The organism is Seonamhaeicola aphaedonensis, from assembly GCF_003386195.1.
In the GTDB taxonomy this organism is placed as follows: domain Bacteria; phylum Bacteroidota; class Bacteroidia; order Flavobacteriales; family Flavobacteriaceae; genus Seonamhaeicola; species Seonamhaeicola aphaedonensis.
Map to the genome: position 1 here is coordinate 174,092 of NZ_QRDX01000007.1, position 18,610 is coordinate 192,701.

Annotated in this window: 13 protein-coding genes; 7 read left to right on the plus strand and 6 right to left on the minus strand. The window is 34.4% G+C overall.

Features of this window, described 5'->3' with window-relative positions:
* Window positions 1-6: 6 nt before the first annotated feature.
* The 4 genes from DFQ02_RS12515 to DFQ02_RS12530 all read left to right on the plus strand — a co-directional run bounded on the left by DFQ02_RS12515 (window position 7) and on the right by DFQ02_RS12530 (window position 5,514).
* Complete coding sequence (locus tag DFQ02_RS12515) at window positions 7-1,812, plus strand: acyl-CoA dehydrogenase family protein (protein WP_116524774.1); 1,806 nt, start codon at window positions 7-9, stop codon at window positions 1,810-1,812.
* Window positions 1,813-1,902: 90 nt separating this feature from the next.
* Entirely contained in the window at window positions 1,903-3,237 is a 1,335-nt protein-coding gene (locus tag DFQ02_RS12520) for a M28 family peptidase (RefSeq protein WP_116524775.1), read from the plus strand.
* Window positions 3,238-3,299: 62 nt separating this feature from the next.
* Window positions 3,300-4,940 (plus strand): M1 family metallopeptidase, encoded by a 1,641-nt coding sequence (locus DFQ02_RS12525; RefSeq protein WP_116524776.1) that lies wholly within the window; start codon window positions 3,300-3,302, stop codon window positions 4,938-4,940.
* Window position 4,941: 1 nt separating this feature from the next.
* On the plus strand, window positions 4,942-5,514 hold the full coding sequence (locus DFQ02_RS12530) for a YdeI/OmpD-associated family protein (RefSeq protein WP_116524777.1): 573 nt from the start codon (window positions 4,942-4,944) through the stop codon (window positions 5,512-5,514).
* Here the strand turns inward: DFQ02_RS12530 and DFQ02_RS12535 are convergent.
* From DFQ02_RS12535 to DFQ02_RS12560, 6 genes are all read right to left on the minus strand, one after another.
* Complete coding sequence (locus DFQ02_RS12535; protein WP_116524778.1) at window positions 5,511-6,398, minus strand: carbohydrate kinase family protein; 888 nt, start codon at window positions 6,396-6,398, stop codon at window positions 5,511-5,513. The two genes, DFQ02_RS12530 and DFQ02_RS12535, sit on opposite strands and share 4 nt — an antisense overlap.
* A gap of 12 nt (window positions 6,399-6,410) precedes the next feature.
* On the minus strand, window positions 6,411-7,688 hold the full coding sequence (locus tag DFQ02_RS12540; RefSeq protein WP_116524779.1) for a glycosyltransferase: 1,278 nt from the start codon (window positions 7,686-7,688) through the stop codon (window positions 6,411-6,413).
* 15 nt (window positions 7,689-7,703) lie between these two features.
* Entirely contained in the window at window positions 7,704-9,794 is a 2,091-nt protein-coding gene (locus DFQ02_RS12545; RefSeq protein ID WP_116524780.1) for an HAD-IIB family hydrolase, read from the minus strand.
* A 252-nt stretch (window positions 9,795-10,046) separates the two neighbouring features.
* Window positions 10,047-11,513: a MoxR family ATPase gene (locus DFQ02_RS12550; protein WP_116524843.1), complete on the minus strand. Its 1,467-nt coding sequence runs from the start codon at window positions 11,511-11,513 to the stop codon at window positions 10,047-10,049.
* Window position 11,514: 1 nt separating this feature from the next.
* Entirely contained in the window at window positions 11,515-12,642 is a 1,128-nt protein-coding gene (locus tag DFQ02_RS12555; protein WP_116524781.1) for a vWA domain-containing protein, read from the minus strand.
* Between the two features lie 87 nt (window positions 12,643-12,729).
* On the minus strand, window positions 12,730-13,407 hold the full coding sequence (locus DFQ02_RS12560) for a Crp/Fnr family transcriptional regulator (RefSeq protein WP_116524844.1): 678 nt from the start codon (window positions 13,405-13,407) through the stop codon (window positions 12,730-12,732).
* Window positions 13,408-13,604: 197 nt separating this feature from the next.
* Here DFQ02_RS12560 and DFQ02_RS12565 point away from each other — a divergent pair, with 197 nt between their 5' ends.
* The 3 genes from DFQ02_RS12565 (at window position 13,605) to ccoN (ending at window position 18,610) form a co-directional block, all read left to right on the plus strand.
* A complete protein-coding gene (locus DFQ02_RS12565; protein ID WP_116524782.1) occupies window positions 13,605-15,980 on the plus strand; it encodes a heavy metal translocating P-type ATPase in 2,376 nt (791 codons plus the stop codon).
* A 242-nt stretch (window positions 15,981-16,222) separates the two neighbouring features.
* Complete coding sequence (gene ccoS, locus DFQ02_RS12570) at window positions 16,223-16,408, plus strand: cbb3-type cytochrome oxidase assembly protein CcoS (protein ID WP_116524783.1); 186 nt, start codon at window positions 16,223-16,225, stop codon at window positions 16,406-16,408.
* Window positions 16,409-16,417: 9 nt separating this feature from the next.
* Entirely contained in the window at window positions 16,418-18,610 is a 2,193-nt protein-coding gene (gene ccoN / locus DFQ02_RS12575; RefSeq protein ID WP_116524784.1) for a cytochrome-c oxidase, cbb3-type subunit I, read from the plus strand.

An 18,610-nucleotide genomic window follows, 5' to 3' on the forward strand; every position in this document is an offset into this window, starting at 1 on the left:
TTAATTATGGAAGAAAAAGACATTTTAAGAGGTGGCCAATTTCTTGTAAAAGAAACCAATTGCGAAGACATTTTTACTCCAGAAGACTTCAACGAAGACCAGCTTATGATGAAGGAAGCGGTTACAGAATTTGTTGATCGCGAAATTTGGGCTAAAAAAGCACAATTTGAAAAGAAAGATTATGCGCTAACCGAGTCATGTATGCGTAAAGCTGGTGAATTAGGATTTTTAAGTATTGCGGTCCCTATGGAATATGGTGGTATGGGAATGGGATTTGTTGATACTATGTTGGTGTGCGATTACATTTCGGGTGCTACTGGTTCTTTTAGTACGGCATTTGGGGCGCATACAGGTATAGGTACCATGCCAATTACGCTTTATGGAACAGAGGAACAAAAACAAAAATATGTTCCTAAATTGGCTACAGGTGAATGGTTTGGCTCCTATTGTTTAACCGAGCCTAGCGCTGGTAGTGATGCCAATTCTGGTAAAACCAAAGCGGTACTCTCAGAAGATGGAACCCATTATAAAATCACTGGACAGAAAATGTGGATTTCTAATGCGGGTTTCTGTAGCCTTATGATTGTATTTGCTAGAATTGAAGACGACAAATACATTACAGGATTTATTGTGGAATACGACCCTAAAAATCCCAACGGCATCACTATGGGAGAAGAAGAACACAAGCTGGGAATTCGAGCTTCATCAACCCGTCAAGTATTTTTTAATGACACAGTTGTTCCTATTGAGAATATGCTATCCGTTAGGGGTAATGGTTTTAAAATAGCTATGAACGCTCTCAATGTAGGTAGAATAAAACTTGCGGTAGCTTGTTTAGACGCTCAACGTAGAACCATTACAGAATCTATTAAATATGCCAACGAGCGTATTCAGTTTAAAACACCCATTTCTAGTTTTGGTGCTATTCGTCAAAAAATTGCTGAAATGGCAACCAATTGTTGGGTTGGAGAGGCAGGATGCTACAGAGCTGCTAAAAACATACAAGACCGAATTGAAGTGAGACAAGCTAATGGAAAAGACACACATCAAGAAGCTGAATTGAAAGGTGTTGAAGAATATGCCATTGAATGTTCTATTTTAAAGGTAGCGGTTTCAGAATTTGTGCAACGCTGTACAGATGAGGGTATCCAAATTTTAGGAGGCATGGGATTCTCTGAAGAGACCCCTATGGAATCTGCATGGAGAGATGCTAGAATTTCCAGAATTTATGAAGGCACCAATGAAATTAATCGTATGCTAAGCATAGGTATGCTCATTAAAAAAGCTATGAAAGGACACGTTGATGTTTTAACTCCTGCTATGGCCGTAAAGAATGAGTTAATGGGTATTCCTTCTTTTGAAACACCAGACTTTTCAGAATTGTTTTCAGAAGAAAAAAGCATCATCAAAAATCTAAAAAAATTGTTCCTAATGGTAGCAGGAGCTGCTTTAGAAAAATACGGAGAAAAAATTGAAGAGCAACAACAGTTGATGCTTGCAGCATCCGATATTTTAATTCAAATTTATTTGGCAGAATCTGCTATATTACGTGCAGAGAAAATGGCGAATAAAAACGGTGAAGACAATGCCAAAGAACAAATTGCTATGGCTAAACTAAACCTATTTCATGCTATTGATGTCATAGAAACCGCAGGTAAACACTCCATTATTTCATTCTCCACAGGAGACGAACAACGTATGATGCTTATGGGCTTAAAACGTTACATTAAATACGTGAACATGCCTAACATTATCGAACTGAGAAATATTATTGCCAATAAAGTAACACAAGAAAACAAATATTGCTTTTAAATAAGTAGGTGACTAATTCAAATTTAAAAACGCTTCAATTTTACTTTTGGGGCGTTTTTTATTTTCAGTATTTTAGATAAAAATTTCATCATGAAATCATTACTATCCTTCATTTTCTTTTTTTCATTTTACTTCTTCTATTGTCAAAACAACACACAACTTTACGATATCATAGATTCTATTTCGGCAGAAAGAATTGAAAAAGACATTAGAACACTAGTAAATTTTGGTACCAGAAACACCTTTAGTGATACAATCTCAAATACTCGAGGTATTGGTGCCGCCAGGCGATGGATAAAATCTGAGTTTGAGACTATTTCCAAAGCCTGTAACAATTGCTTAGAAGTGTTTTATCAAAAAGATTTTATTACTAAAGAAGGTAATAGTAGAGTACCTCATGACGCTTGGGTGGTAAATGTTGTAGCCATACAACGAGGTATAAAATACCCAAACAGATATGTGATTATGAGTGGCGACATAGATTCCAGAGCCAGTAATACTATGGATTTTACTATTGATGCTCCAGGAGCTAACGATAATGCCTCTGGAATGGCTGGAACCATAGAAGCTGCACGTGTTCTTAGTAAATACAATTTTGAAAACAGTATTGTTTATGTGGGTCTCTCTGGTGAAGAACAAGGTTTATTTGGTGGCGCGGGATTAGCAAATTATGCCAAGAAAAACAGTTGGAATATCATTGGTGTTTTAAATAACGATATGATAGGTAATATAAAAGGTATTGACGGGGTAATTGATAACAGGACTTTTAGAATATTCTCGGAACCAGTTCCTCCCACCGAAACAGATAAACAAAGACGTCTTAGACGTTTTTATGGTGGTGAAGTTGATGGGATTTCGCGTCAGTTAGCACGTTATATTCATAAAACAACTAAAGCCTACATGCCTGAAATGAACCCTATGATGGTTTACAGACTCGATAGATTTGGTCGAGGCGGACACCACCGACCATTTAACGATTTAGGGTTTGCCGGTATAAGAATTATGGAAGCTCACGAAAATTATAACCAACAACATCAAGATATACGAGAAGAAAACAGGATTAAATATGGTGATGTGATTGAACACGTTAATTTTGAATATGCTAAAAAACTAACAGCAGTAAATGCAATAAATTTAGCAAGTTTAGCATGGGCACCCCCTGCCCCTGAACAAGTAGCTATTGGTGGTATTGTTCAGCCTTCAGCTAAATTTAAATGGGATAAAGTTGATGGCGCTATTGGTTACAAAATCTATTGGCGAGATACCACCTCTCCTACTTGGGATTATAGCAGGTTTGTTGGTGATATTTCAGAATACACCTTAGATGGCATTGTTATTGACAACTACTTTTTTGGAATTTCATCGGTTGGAAAAAACGGGTACGAAAGCATAATTACATTTCCCAACGCGGTATTTCTAGATTAAACATTAAGTAAATATTAACTTTAAAATATTGGTTTTTGGGTACATTTGATAAAATTCATAACATGAGAATACTTTATATTTCTTTTCTTTTAACCTTGTTTTCATTGAGCTTTTCAAATGCACAATTGCTTACAAATAAACACACCTTTACCAGACAAGATACATTAAGAGGTTCTATAACTCCAGAACGTGCATGGTGGGATTTAACGTATTATCACTTAGATATTAAAGTTGAACCTGATAATAAATTCATTTCAGGCAAAAACACCATTCATTATAAAGTTTTAGAGCCATACAATGTCATGCAGATAGATTTACAACCACCTTTAAAACTAATCAAAGCCATTCAAAACGGAGAAGAACTCGCAATAAAACATGATGAGAATGCACACTTTATTACACTCAAACAACCTCAAAATACCAATACTGTAAACACATTAGACGTTTACTATGAAGGTCACCCCAAAGAAGCTATTAGAGCACCTTGGGATGGCGGTATTTCATGGAAAAAAGACAAAAACGGTAAACACTTTATTGCCTCATCATGTCAAGGTTTAGGTGCAAGTGTTTGGTGGCCATGTAAAGACCATATGTACGATGAAGTAGACAGCATGCTTATAAGTGTAAATATACCAGCTAAATTAACAAACGTCTCTAACGGTAGACTACGCTTGGTTGAACGCATTGGAGACACCAAAACATTTCATTGGGTGGTTAAAAACCCAATTAATAATTATGGTGTAAATATTAATATAGGTGATTACGTAAACTTTTCAGAAGTCTACGATGGTATGGCAGGAAATCTTGATATGGATTATTATGTGCTAAGAGATAACCTAGAAAAAGCCAAAGAACATTTTAAGGATGCACCAAAAATGATGGAAGCCTTTGAGTATTGGTTTGGACAATACCCGTTTTATGCAGATAGCTTTAAATTAGTAGAAGTACCTTATTTAGGGATGGAACATCAAAGTAGTGTTACTTATGGAAATCAGTACAAAAAAGGTTATTTAGGTAACGACTTGTCTGGAACAGGATGGGGACTAAAATTTGATTTTATCATCATTCATGAGGCTGGACATGAATGGTTTGCCAATAACATCACCTATAAAGATGTTGCCGATATGTGGATACATGAAGGCTTTACCGCCTATTCTGAAAATTTGTTTTTAGACTATCACTATGGTAAGCAAGCTGCATCTGAATATGTAATTGGCACCAGAAGACTTATCAAAAATGACAGACCTATAATTGGTGAGTACCATGTAAACCATGAAGGCTCTGGAGACATGTATTACAAAGGTTCAAACATGTTGCATACACTACGACAATTAATTGAAGATGATGAAAAATGGAGCAAAATACTAAGAGGTTTAAACACCACCTTTTATCATCAAACAGTTACCACAAAACAAATTGAAGATTATATAAGCGAACAAACTGGATATGACTTAACTGAATTTTTTAATCAATATTTAAGAACTACACTAATTCCAACTTTAGAATATAAAATTGAAGGTAAAAACTTAAAATACCGTTGGACAGACATTGTTGATAATTTTGATATGCCTGTTCAAGTTAAAGTTAACAATACAGAAAAATGGTTATACCCAAAAGGCGATTGGAAAACACATACATCTGAAAGTAAAATCAAGACCTTTGAAATAGATGCAGATTTTTATGTAGCATCAAAAAAGAGTTGAATTGAACGATTTTCCTGAACTTTATTTTGAACGTGACACAGATTGGTATGATTGGCTATTAACTAATCATAAAAAAGAAAAAGGCGTTTATTTAATATTCTATAAGTTAGAATTAAACATTCCTACCATGCGATGGGAAGAGGCTGTGAAAGTTGCATTGTGTTTTGGTTGGATTGATTCTACTGTAAAAAGTTTAGGCAACGGTAAACGCAGACAATATTTCTGTAAACGTAATTATAAAAGTAATTGGAGCGCTCTTAATAAACGTTATATAAAAGAATTAGAAGGCTCAGGATTAATACATGAATCCGGTTATAAATCCATAGAAATTGCTCAACAGAATGGAAGCTGGTCATTTATGGATGATATAGAGAAAGGCTTTATACCTGATGATTTACAAGCTGCCTTCGATAAAAACCCGAAAGCTTTTGAAAACTTCCAAAACTTTTCAAAGAGTTATAGAAAAGGATATCTATCATGGGTTTATAGTGCGAAAAGACCAGAAACCAAGAGAAAGCGAATTTCTGAAGTTATTAAATTATGTCATGCTAATATGAAATCCAGAAACAACTAATAGAGATTTGCAAATTCTTGTATTTCCTCTTGATTAAATTTAGGATTGGCTCCCTTTGATTGCGCAACCATAGCCCCAACAGCACAAGCAAAATCAATTGCCTTTTGTGGATCTTCCCCACTAAGTAATTTGCTAATAAGAGAACCTAAAAACGAGTCTCCTGCGCCAACAGTATCTGCCACTTTAATTTGGTAACCACTGTTATAGTATAATTTATCATTAAATAACAAAACGGCACCATGCTCACCTTTGGTTACACAAATATGCTTAGTTTTTGTTTTTTGAGCGATAAACTTCAAGTTTTGTTCTAATCCATTATACTTAGAGTTGAAATGATTTGAAATCTCATACAACTCTTCATCATTAAGCTTAATAAAATCTGCTTTCTCCATAAGTAATTCAAGCATTGTAAAAGAATAATGTGGTGGACGTAAATTGATGTCAAACACCTTATATGTGGCTAAATCCAGAAGCTTTAAAAGCGTTTCTCTGGAGACTTGATCTCTTGCAATTAAACTACCAAAAACAAATGCTTGAGAGGTTTTAACTTTGTCTATTATGTTATCATTACGTTCAATTTTATCCCAAGCCCTTGGATGCTTTATCTCATATTGAGCTACACCCTTTTTATCTAGTGTTATTTGTACTTCACCAGTAGCAAAATCATTCTTTATTTGGATGTAACTTGTATCCAACCCATTCTCTTTCAAATATTCAAAAAGTTTATTGCCATTATCATCATTACCAATAGCACTAATCATGGTAACTTCATTTTCAAAAGCATTAAAACGTAAAGCTACGTTTAATGGCGCCCCTCCTATTTGCTTTTCCCCATTTGGAAATATGTCCCATAAAACTTCTCCAAAGCATACTACTTTCGTCATTTAAAATAGATTTTAATAAATATTAGACTCCATAGTTTGCTGGTTAATAGAGTTTCTAAACACTTGAAGCATACGCTTGGCTATTCCTGTCCATCCAAAATTACGTCTTGCAAATCGAGCCCCTTCAACGGATAGTTCATTTCGCATTTTTGGGTATAGCAAAGGCATTGCCATCATGGCTCCAAACTCTGTTGGTCTATGCGGATCTGCAAATAATGCTTGATTGCCAAAATCTATCAAATCATATAATCCGCCATGAACAGTAATTATACTAGGTGTACCACAAGCCATAGCCTCAATAGCTACCATTCCAAAAGGCTCATATCTTGATGGCATTGCAAAAATATTTGCAGAGCGGTAAACATTTGCTAAATCTTCATCTGCTATATAACTTTTCCATTGTATTTTCTCCATAACACCTAACTCACTTGCCATTTTCTTTAGTTTTGCAACACCTTCATCGTCCCTATTAGAATTATCACTCCCTATGGCAGCAACCAATCTTGCTTCGGGACAAAGTTCAAAAACAATAGGCAATGCCTTTATTAAAAGGTCATAACCTTTGTTGTGAGCCATTCTCCCTAATGTTAAAATGTCAGTGGGATGAATATCATACTTTACACGAATCTTATCGTTTTCTTTAGAAGGCACTGGAAAAAAACGGTTTTCATCTATTCCCGGTGGAATCATAGTACAGTTTTTTGGCAAAACATCATATTGCTTGGTCAACAAATCTACCTGAGGAATAGTGGTAGCTATGACATGATTACACATTTGATATACAAAATATTCTTTTCTAATACGTTCTTTAAAGCGATATTTTTTTTCCATATCCTTTTCGTCCATATCACTACCCATAGTATGTTGTTTCCACCAACCTACCGAATGCGGTGTATGTACATGGGAAATTCCTAGTTCTTCTGCAATTTTTTGTCCTGCCCAACCGGCATCCCAATAATGAGAATACACTACATCATATTTTTTACCCGCTTTTTTAATAGCGGCTAGCGTGTTGGTTACAAATTTTTTAAGATGATCATGCATATCCTCTTTTCTGATAAACTTTTTACCCCCAAACGGAATTCTCCAAACGCTGTAATTCTCATCGACATGATCATATTCTGGTTGGTCTTCAAATTGTCGTGTAACCAAATCAACTTTTTTACCAAGTCGGCTAAATCGTTCAGCAAGTTCCAAAACATATACAACCTGACCCCCTGTATCTGGTTTTCCTAGTTCTGGGTTTGCTGCTACGTAGCCATGTAAAGAGATCATTAATATAGATTTCATAAGTTTTTATTTAAGTTATTTATCAATTATTTTTAAGTCATGACAGGCCGAAATATACTGAGCCGCAGACCATGCCTGATAAGCTTTACCCATAGGTTTTCCGGTCGTACCATGTGCCCATTCTGTAAACTCCCATTCATTATTTATTCCTTCTTGATTCATTAAGGCAAGCTTATATAATTCTGCTACAGCCATTTCTTTAAAACCTAGTTTATTTACGAATTTTACCCAAAAACCACCAACAAAAGGCCAAATACCTCCGTTGTGATAATGATTTGGTAAATTCAATAGATTCACTGTGTAATAAGGTCTCCAATCTGGATCTCCAGGGCTCACTACAGGATACACATTGGCCACAGGAAATGGATCATTAACACCAACACCAAGCATAAACCTGAATGTTTGACGCGCTTTATCTGCATCTAATGCGCCGTGCAAAAAGGCTAAAACATTGCCCAAAACATCACACCTCCAACTAAAATCAAAAGGGGTTGTTTGAGCTATTAGATAAGAGGTGTCACCTAAGGTAAATTGCTTTTCAGCAAAAGATACAGTCTGGAATAATTGCTGTTGGGTTGTTGGCCAAAAGTTTTGCAGTATTTCCTTCTTCACTACTTGTGACCATCTAATATATTCTCCAGCCTCCTCATACTCTCCTAACATTTCTAACATTCTTCCAAAGCAAACATTAGCCCTGTACCAAAGAATTTCATCGTAAAGAATATTATAACTTCTACCAAACAAGTCTGTCCAGTCACCTGCCTCTGGAATTTCAAGTAATGCATCATTATTACTATCATGAGCTCCTAGCCATCGCATAGTCTCTTTAATATCTTTGATATAGGTCCTTAAAAACTTAATATCTTTTGTAACATTAACATATTCATAGAATGCAATAACTACCCATATACCACTATCTATTGAACAAATCCCTCCTACACCAGAATAATCTGGAACGTTATCTTTTATCCTTACATTAGATGGTATTTGTCCGTTTCTAGAAATATGTTCAAATAAAGTTTCCAATGTTTTACGTTGACATTGGTGTATTTCTTTATCATGCACTAAAGGCAAAGAACCAATAACGGTTATGGCTCCATCCCTAGCCCAGACACTATAATAGTTTTCATCGGTACCATTAGCTTCATTATCTTTTATTGAACAAGCAGAAAAACCTAAGGGTGTAATATTTTTTTTTAGCGCCTCAATAGCTTTTGAGTACCCTTCTTTTATGAGGTTGATTTTCTCATCCTCATTTTGACTATCTAAGGCTAAATGCTCAAGCTCTTGTTTAACAAAAAAATCTTCGCTTTCATCAACATCAGTATCATTTAGAGCCTCTTCTGGTAATATGGAGTAATAAACTAATCCTTCAATGACTCCATCACCAAAGGCTTTCTCAGAATGGTATACTTGTTTATGCTTGGTATGTTTATAAAGTTCTTCATGGGCATTAGAAACTACAATGCCCTTTATGTCTTTAAAATTGAACATAGCAGAGTCATTACCGCTATCTCCTGCTACCAAAGTTTCTTGTGTATTAATATTCAACTGTTTTATTAACCACTGTAAAGCATTACCCTTGTTAGCATATTTTGGAAGTATATCTAAAAACTTTTCTCCAGAGTACACTACACTAACATCCATGTTGGCATTACTAAAGTCTTCCTCAATTCTCATAATATGATCCGGGCTGGCATTATGAAAAAAATAACTTCGTTTATAGGCATGCTGAAATTTTGTGGGCTGCTCACTAATGGGATGACTCATCTTATTAATAATATCTTCAACAGTATTTAGATCCCATCCATCATCAAGTACATGGTTAAATTCTTTTACAACTTTTTTTTCGTTGTAATTATAAATATGTGTACCAACGCCAGATATGATATAATCAGGTTGAGGAATAATGTCTCTTTTTATTAAATCTAGAACATCATCAATAAGCCGTCCTGTGTTATAAGCCAGTAAAACGTCTTTGGGCTTAAAAGTTTCCCAAATGCTTTTAAAGTTGCTTTTATAAGTATGAAATTCTATTAATGTATTATCAATATCGAATGATAATAATCTAATATTTTCTGAAAAATCAACATAGGTTTTACTCATATAAAATTTTTAAAAATTTGCTATTTTTTATCAATTTTGGATAAAATAAGGCTTTAATGAGTTAAAAACAAGTCAAAACAGTCCAATTTTAAGTATTTTTGAAAAGTGATAAATAAAGTGCATCCCAATACGAAATCTTAAACTTTCGTATTGCTATTTTAGAGATTTTACAATATCAAAATCATCAAAATCGGATAAAAAAAGAGCCAATTTGAAATACAAATTGGCTCTTTTTTTTAAGAATTAACAATTTTAGATTCCGCTAATAAAACTGCCATAAGGGTCGTTAAATTGTAAACCTTCAGAAAACCTATGCTTGCTTAACAACTTATATTCTACTAATGCCCAAAGGACAAATTCCTTCATAAAGAAAGTATCTTCAGATTTTAGGTTTGGCTGATATTTACCTAACAAATCATCTAACGGTGTAATATCTTTTAAGAGACTTTGATATTCTTTATCTCTTAAATCATCCAATAATTCAAAGCCATCTTTTTGATTAAAAAACCATGAGACAATATCATCATATGGGGTATTATCATCTTGTCTTTGTAACTTTTCAATCTTTGGAAAATATTCAATAAACAAATTCTTTATAGCTTCTCCTATTAATGTCATTGCTACAAAAGCAGCTCCTTCTTGTTCTCCTTCATAAACCAATTCTACTTTTCCTGTAATAGAGGGAATAACCCCTACAAAATCACTTAATCGTAAAATGGTCCTATCATCCCCGCTTATTAACATCCTTCTTTCGGCAGTACTTAATAGATTTTCATATGCGGTAATACTTAAACGCGCGCTGACACCAGATTTCACATCAATATATTCACTAGTTCTTGCTTCAAAAACAATTTGTTCTAGCAAGTCCTTAGCCAATTCAGGAACGTAAACATCATTTTTTTGGTTATCTACTAAATTTGATTCTTGCTGAGTAATTTGTCGAGCAGTCTTTATATCTTGAGGATAATGCGTTAGTATTTGGGAACCAATCCTATCTTTTAGAGGCGTAACGATGCTACCTCTGTTGGTGTAATCCTCTGGATTAGCTGTAAATACAAACTGCATATCTAAAGGCAACCTCAACTTAAACCCTCTTATTTGTATATCGCCTTCTTGTAATATATTAAATAATGCTACCTGAATTCTGGCCTGTAAATCTGGTAGTTCATTGATAACAAAAATACATCTATTCGCTCTGGGAATCATACCATAATGAATCACACGGTCATCTGCATAACTCAGTTTTAAATTAGCTGCTTTTATAGGGTCAACATCCCCAATAATATCGGCAACAGTTACATCTGGCGTTGCTAATTTTTCAGCAAAACGATCTTTTCTGTGAATCCAAGAAATAGGCGTATCATCACCTTTTTCCTTAATCATTTCCGTGGCATATCTGGAGATAGGATTAAAAGGATCATCATTAATTTCAGAACCTTGAACTATTGGAATGTATTCATCTAATAAATTTAACATCAATCTTGCTAAACGTGTTTTGGCTTGCCCCCTCAAACCAAGCAGGTTAATGTTATGCCTAGAAAGAATGGCTCTTTCCAAATCTGGTATCACAGAATTCTCGTAACCATGAACACCAGAAAAAGTAGTTTCGTTGTTTTTAATTTTTAAAACTAGGTTATCTCGTAATTCATCTTTTATAGATTTGGACTGATAGCCTGCTTTTTTTAAATCTCCTAAAGTCTTAATATTTTCTATTTTCATATTAGCCTCGTATTCTTTTTTTTCTATTAGTTTCGTAATCTTCAAAAATCATCTCACCTAAGCCTTTAATACCCGTATAAAAAGCTTTTCCTTGATTGGCATATGTAAACTCTCTAACAAACTGCATGAGATATTCGTCTTTTGCAATCATAAAAGTTGTGATTGGAATATGCAGTTTTCTTGCCTGTTGTGCCATCATGTAACATTGATTAACAATATCTGTATCTAACCCAAAACTATTTTTATAATATTCTCCGTTTGGCAACCGCAAACAACTTGGTTTACCATCCGTAATTATAAAAACTTGTTTATTGGTATTTCGCTTTCTTCTTAAAATATCCATTGCTAGTTGTAAACCAGCTACCGTATTGGTATGGTATGGACCAACTTTTAAATACGGTAAGTCTTTTATTTCAATACGCCAAGCATCATTTCCAAATACTAATATATCTAGTGTGTCTTTTGGGTATCTTGTTGTGATAAGTTCTGCCAAGGCCATAGCTACTTTTTTGGCTGGGGTAATACGGTCTTCACCATATAAAATCATACTGTGACTGATATCTATCATGAGAACCGTACTCATTTGAGATTTATGAAGTGTTTCTTCAACTACTAAATCATCTTCAGACAGCGTAAAATCAGAAATACCATTATTAATTTGAGCATTTTTCAAACTCTCAGTCATAGATACCTTATCAAGGGCATCTCCAAATTGATATCCTCTAAAATCTCCAGTATGTTCATCTCCTAGTCCTTGAGCTTTGCTTCTGTGATTTCCTTTGCCACTTTTCTTTATCTTACCAAAAATTTGATCTAAAGCCTGCTGTCTTATGGCTCTTTCGGTTTTGGCGGTTATAGCAAGAGAGGGTTCTCCGTTGGGATCAATTTCTTCTTTTAAATAACCTTTCTTTTTTAGGTCTTCAATAAAATCATCAATGGTATAATCTGGAGTTGTAAGTTTGTACTCCTTATCCAATTCACGTAACCAATCTATGGCTTCATCAAAATCTCCAGAGGTATGCGTAATTAACTCCTTGAATATTTCAAAGAGTTTCTCGAAGGGCGATTGGTAAGATGCTTCATATTTCTTAAATAAAAAGCCTTTCCGTAAATTTTTATAAGTATTCATAGCAACATAAAAATACTATATTTTCATGTAACATATTATTATACTTATTGGATTTATCTATAATTTAACAGGAATATCTAATAGGAATTACTCCACTCGCTTGAGGTCTTCGATGTTTTCAATTTTAATGCGTTTCCCAATAGTAGATATCAACCCCTCTTTTTTAAATTGAGATAATACTCTAATTGCAGATTCTGTAGCGGTACCCACTATATTAGCAAAATCTTCTCTAGATAGCAAAACGCTTAAAGTACCATCAGGATTTACACCAAAACTCTCGTGGATATAAATTATTGTTTCAGCTAAACGTTGTCTTACAGATTTTTGTGCCATATTTACTATAACATCATCAGCCTCCTTGAGATCATTAGCCATATCTTTAAGTACGTTAAACGTAAAATCTGGGTTTTTTTGTAAATCTGCTAAAATTTCACTCTTGGGAATAAAACAGACTTCCATATCGTTCAAGGCAGTAGCTTGTAGATTAGATCGCTCCTCACTGACAATGGAGCGCTGACCTAACAAATCGCCTTTCACAACCATTTTTACAATTTGATCTTTTCCGTTTGCACTTAACTTAGTTAGTTTGCAAATACCATCCTTAACGCAATATACGCCATTTAATACCTCACCTTCTTCAAAAATAACCTCACCTTTTTTTATAGTCTTTGATGTTTTACAAGAAGAAATTCTTATCAACTCATCTTTCGTCAATGCTTTTAAGGAATTAAATTGTTTTATGATACATTGTTCACATTTACTCATACCTTTAATTTTCTTGTCGTGTAAAAGTAAATAATTCATGATAAATATCATATTTAATTTTTTACTAACTTTTGACCTTTGCAACGGGTAAAAATGAGCAAATATTTTGAAATGAGTCATCTACAAACTTTGATTCCTTTACTGCATTTTGTTAACGAATTGCATCTGTCAGATTATAAACAAATAAAAATTATCAGATGAAACATAAAACATGTTTCCACTGTGGATTGGATGCAACATCTGCAAACGTAACTTTTGACAACAAACCGTTTTGCTGTATTGGTTGTAAAACAGTTTACGAAATTTTCACTGTAAACGATTTGACTTGCTATTACGATTTGCAAGAGGCTCCTGGTGCCACACCTAAGGAAGTTGCTGGTAAATATAATTTCTTAGAAAATTCAAAAATTGTTGAACAGCTTTTAGAGTTTAACAGTGACGACACACAAATTGTAAATCTTTACATTCCGTATATTCATTGTAGTTCCTGTATCTGGATATTAGAAAACTTAAACAAATTACACCCAGCGGTAAGTGCTTCCATTGTAAACTTTGGAAAAAAAACTGTTAGAGTTACATACAGTGCTCAAAAAATTAGTCTAAAAGAACTGGTTATACTTTTAAGCAGTATTGGTTATGAACCCTATATTAGTTTAGAAGACTATAGTGTTGGCAAAAAGAAAGCAGACCGGTCTCTTATTTACAAACTTGGGGTTGCGGGTTTTGCTTTTGGAAACGTCATGTTTTTATCATTTCCTGAATACTTTGAGGTTGGTGAGTTTTGGTTAGAAAAATACAAGCATCTGTTTAGATGGCTCATGTTTGCTTACAGCTTACCAGTGGTTTTTTACTCGGCGCAAGATTATTTTATTTCTGCATATAAAGGAGTTCGTTCCAAAATTTTAAATATTGATGTTCCTATTGCTTTAGGAGCTGCAGTTTTATTTGTTAGAAGTAGTATTGAAATTATATTAGATACTGGATCAGGCTTTTTTGATAGTTTAACCGGACTCATTTTCTTCTTATTGGTTGGTAAATTTTTCCAGCAAAAAACCTATTCGTTTTTATCCTTTGAACGTGATTATAAATCATATTTCCCAATTGGAATTACAAAAATAACAGATGAAGGCAAGGAGGAATCCATTCAAGTTTATGATATTAAAAAAGGAGATAGACTACTCATTAGAAGCGAAGAACTTATTCCTGTTGATTGTGTTTTAATTAAAGGAAAAGCTCGTCTAGATTATAGTTTTGTTACTGGAGAATCAAAAACAGTATCAAAGATATCTGGTGATAAGTTATTTGCTGGCGGTAAACAAGTAGGCGGTAATATTGAAGTAGATGTGCTAAAATCTATTGAACAAAGTTACCTTACTCAACTTTGGAGTAATGATGTCTTTAAAAAGGACAAAGAATCGTCATTCACAACACTTACCAATCGTATCAGTAAAAATTTCACCATCACCATTTTAGCAATTGCTTTGATAGCCACAGGTTATTGGCTTTTAAATGATTCGTCTAAAGCTATCAATGTATTTACAGCTGTATTGATTATTGCATGCCCTTGTGCCATTGCATTATCGGCTCCTTTTACTTTTGGAAATATTTTACGTATTTTGGGGAAGAGGAAATTCTATTTAAAAAATGCTAACGTCATAGAACAACTAGCTAAAATAAATACCATAATTTTTGACAAAACAGGAACCATAACTTCTAACAAAGATACTTCAATAAGTTATGAAGGAGAAGTTCTTTCTTCTTCTGAAGAAACTTTGTTAAAGAGTACTTTGAGAGGTTCTAATCACCCATTAAGCAGATCTTTATATGAGCTTTTAAGCGAAAATGACATTTTAACTTTAGACAAGTATCAAGAATATATTGGTATAGGTATTGAAGCCCAGTACAACAATGATTATATAAAGGTAGGATCAGCTCCTTTTGTTAAGCATGAACTAGAAAAAGACACTTTAAACACAACGGTACACATTAGTACTAATAATAAATATAAAGGTAAATTTACCTTTTACAATGCCTACCGAAAAGGATTATCACAGTTATTCAACATACTTAAAAAAGATTATGATTTAGTCATTTTATCTGGTGATAATGAAGGTGAAAAAGAAAACTTAACAAAGTTACTACCTCCTAAAACAAAACTATTATTCAACCAAAAACCAGAGGATAAACTGGAGTATATAGAATATCATCAAAGCGAAGGTGCCAATGTTCTCATGGTAGGTGATGGATTAAATGATGCGGGAGCTTTAGCTCAAAGTAATGTTGGTATAGCCATTTCGGAAAATGTAAATGTGTTCTCCCCTGCTTGTGACGCTATTCTTGATGCTTCCAAATTCAATGAATTAGCAAATTATTTAAAAATATCAAAGTCGGCTATAAAAATTATAAAATGGAGTTTTTTACTCTCTTTTATCTATAACATTATTGGGTTGTATTTTGCCATTACAGGACAATTAGCGCCTGTGATTGCTGCTATTTTAATGCCTTTAAGTTCAATAAGTATTGTTGTATTCACAACTATTTGCACCAACATTGTTGGTAGGAAATTAAAATAGAAAAAGACAGAAGACCGAAGACTAAATTAAAATAGTTTTAGCAGATGGATGCGTTAGGGATTGGAGCGAGTTACCATGTATCGTGAAACATTTATGTTTATGAATTCAATATTTAAAATATTAAACCATAAATAAAAGCAATACCCGTTAGGGTAACGCCCAAATTATTAAAACAAAAATGACAATTGTCATGTTTTGTAAAAGTATATGAAAGTATTTTTGAACCGTAACTTCAATTAGGTATGAGTGTTATATATATTTTGCTAGCTATAAGCGTTATTGTAGCTGTAGGTTTCTTTGTAGCCTTTATTTTAGCCGTTAAAAGTGGGCAGTTTGATGATAGCTACACACCTTCGGTACGTATGCTTTTTGAAGACGAACTCATCAAAGAAAAATCTAATAAATCAATACTAACCAAAAAAGATTAACAATTAATTATGGAGATGCAACAATTTCATTACGATAATAAAATCGTTACAAAGTTCATATACGCCACGATAATTTTTGGTGTAGTTGGGATGTTGGTAGGCCTACTACTAGCATTTATGTTTTTATTTCCCAACCTAACCGATGGTATTTCATGGCTAAGTTTTGGTAGATTAAGACCATTACACACCAATGCTGTTATTTTTGCCTTTGTTGGTAATGCTATGTTTGCTGGGGTTTACTACTCGCTTCAGCGTTTGCTAAAAACCCGTATGGCCAGCGACCTTTTGAGCAATATTAACTTTTGGGGGTGGCAGCTCATTATAGTTGCCGCAGCCATCACGCTGCCATTAGGTATTACAACCTCTAAAGAATATGCTGAACTAGAGTGGCCCATAGACATTGCTATTGCTTTAGTTTGGGTGGTATTTGGTGTCAATATGATTTGGACCATTTTAAAACGTAGACAACGTCATTTATACGTTGCAGTTTGGTTCTACATAGCCACCTTTGTTACGGTTGCAGTGCTTCATATTTTCAATAGTTTAGAATTACCAGTAAGCGCCTTAAAAAGTTACTCGGTTTACGCGGGTGTACAAGATGCCTTAGTACAATGGTGGTACGGACATAATGCAGTTGCATTCTTCTTAACAACACCTTTCTTAGGTTTGATGTACTACTTTATTCCAAAAGCAGCCAATAGACCTGTTTACTCTTACAGATTGTCTATTGTACACTTTTGGTCGTTAATCTTCATTTATATTTGGGCTGGTCCTCATCACTTATTATACACAGCCTTACCCGAATGGGCACAAAATTTAGGAGTAACATTCTCAGTCATGTTATTAATGCCTTCATGGGGTGGTATGATAAACGGACTACTAACCTTACGTGGTGCCTGGGATAAAGTGAGAACTGACCCTGTTTTAAAATTCATGGTCGTAGCTATTACCGGTTATGGTATGGCAACCTTTGAAGGGCCAACCTTATCACTTAAAAACGTCAATGCCATTGCCCACTTTACTGACTGGATTATTGCTCACGTTCACGTAGGGGCCTTAGCATGGAACGGTTTCATGGCCTTTGGTATGATTTATTACTTGGTTCCAAGGTTATTTAAAACTAAATTACATTCGTTACCATTGGCTAATCTACATTTTTGGTTAGGAACTTTAGGTATTATTATATACGCATTGCCAATGTATGTTGCTGGTTTTACTCAAGCCAGTATGTGGAAACAGTTTAACCCAGACGGTACTTTGGTTTACGGTAACTTTTTAGAAACAGTTACAGAAATTATTCCTATGTATTGGATGCGTGCCATTGGAGGTTCCATGTATGTAATTGGTCTACTAATATTGGTATACAATGTTTGGATTACTATTAAACAAGGTAGTAAAGTTGAAGATGAATTAGCTGAGGCACCTGCTTTAGAGCGTGTCACTAAAAGACGTACAGCTAATGAAGGTTGGCATACATGGTTAGAAAGAAGACCTGTACAATTAACATTATTAGCTACTGTAGCCATTTTAATTGGTGGTATTATTCAAATTGTACCAACCATTATGGTAAAATCGAATATCCCAACCATTGCTAGTGTTCAACCCTATACACCATTAGAACTTGAAGGAAGAGATATTTATATACGTGAAGGCTGTGTTAGCTGTCACTCGCAAATGATCAGACCTTTTAGAAGTGAGGTAGAGCGCTACGGCGAATACTCAAAAGCTGGAGAATATGTTTATGACCATCCATTCCTTTGGGGTAGTAAGCGCACGGGACCAGACTTACATAGAATTGGCGGAAAGTACAATGACAACTGGCACTTTAACCATATGTACGATCCACAAAGTACCTCATCAGGGTCTATTATGCCACGTTACCCTTGGCTAATTACTGGCTCGTCAAGCACCCTAGATAAATCTCAAACCGAAGCTAAAATGCGTACTATGGTATCATTAGGAGTTCCATATTCTGATGAAGATATAGCCAACGCACAACAAAGTATGTTAGAACAAGGTGCTCAAATTGAAGAGAACCTGAAATCAGACCCAGACTTTGCTAAAAACTATAAAGCAGATAAAGAATATGCTGCTGATAATGGTGAAGAATTCGTGGAAATGAAGAATAGAGAAATTGTAGCACTTATTGCTTATTTACAGCGTTTAGGAACAGATATAAATGTTGAAACAGCGCAGAACTAA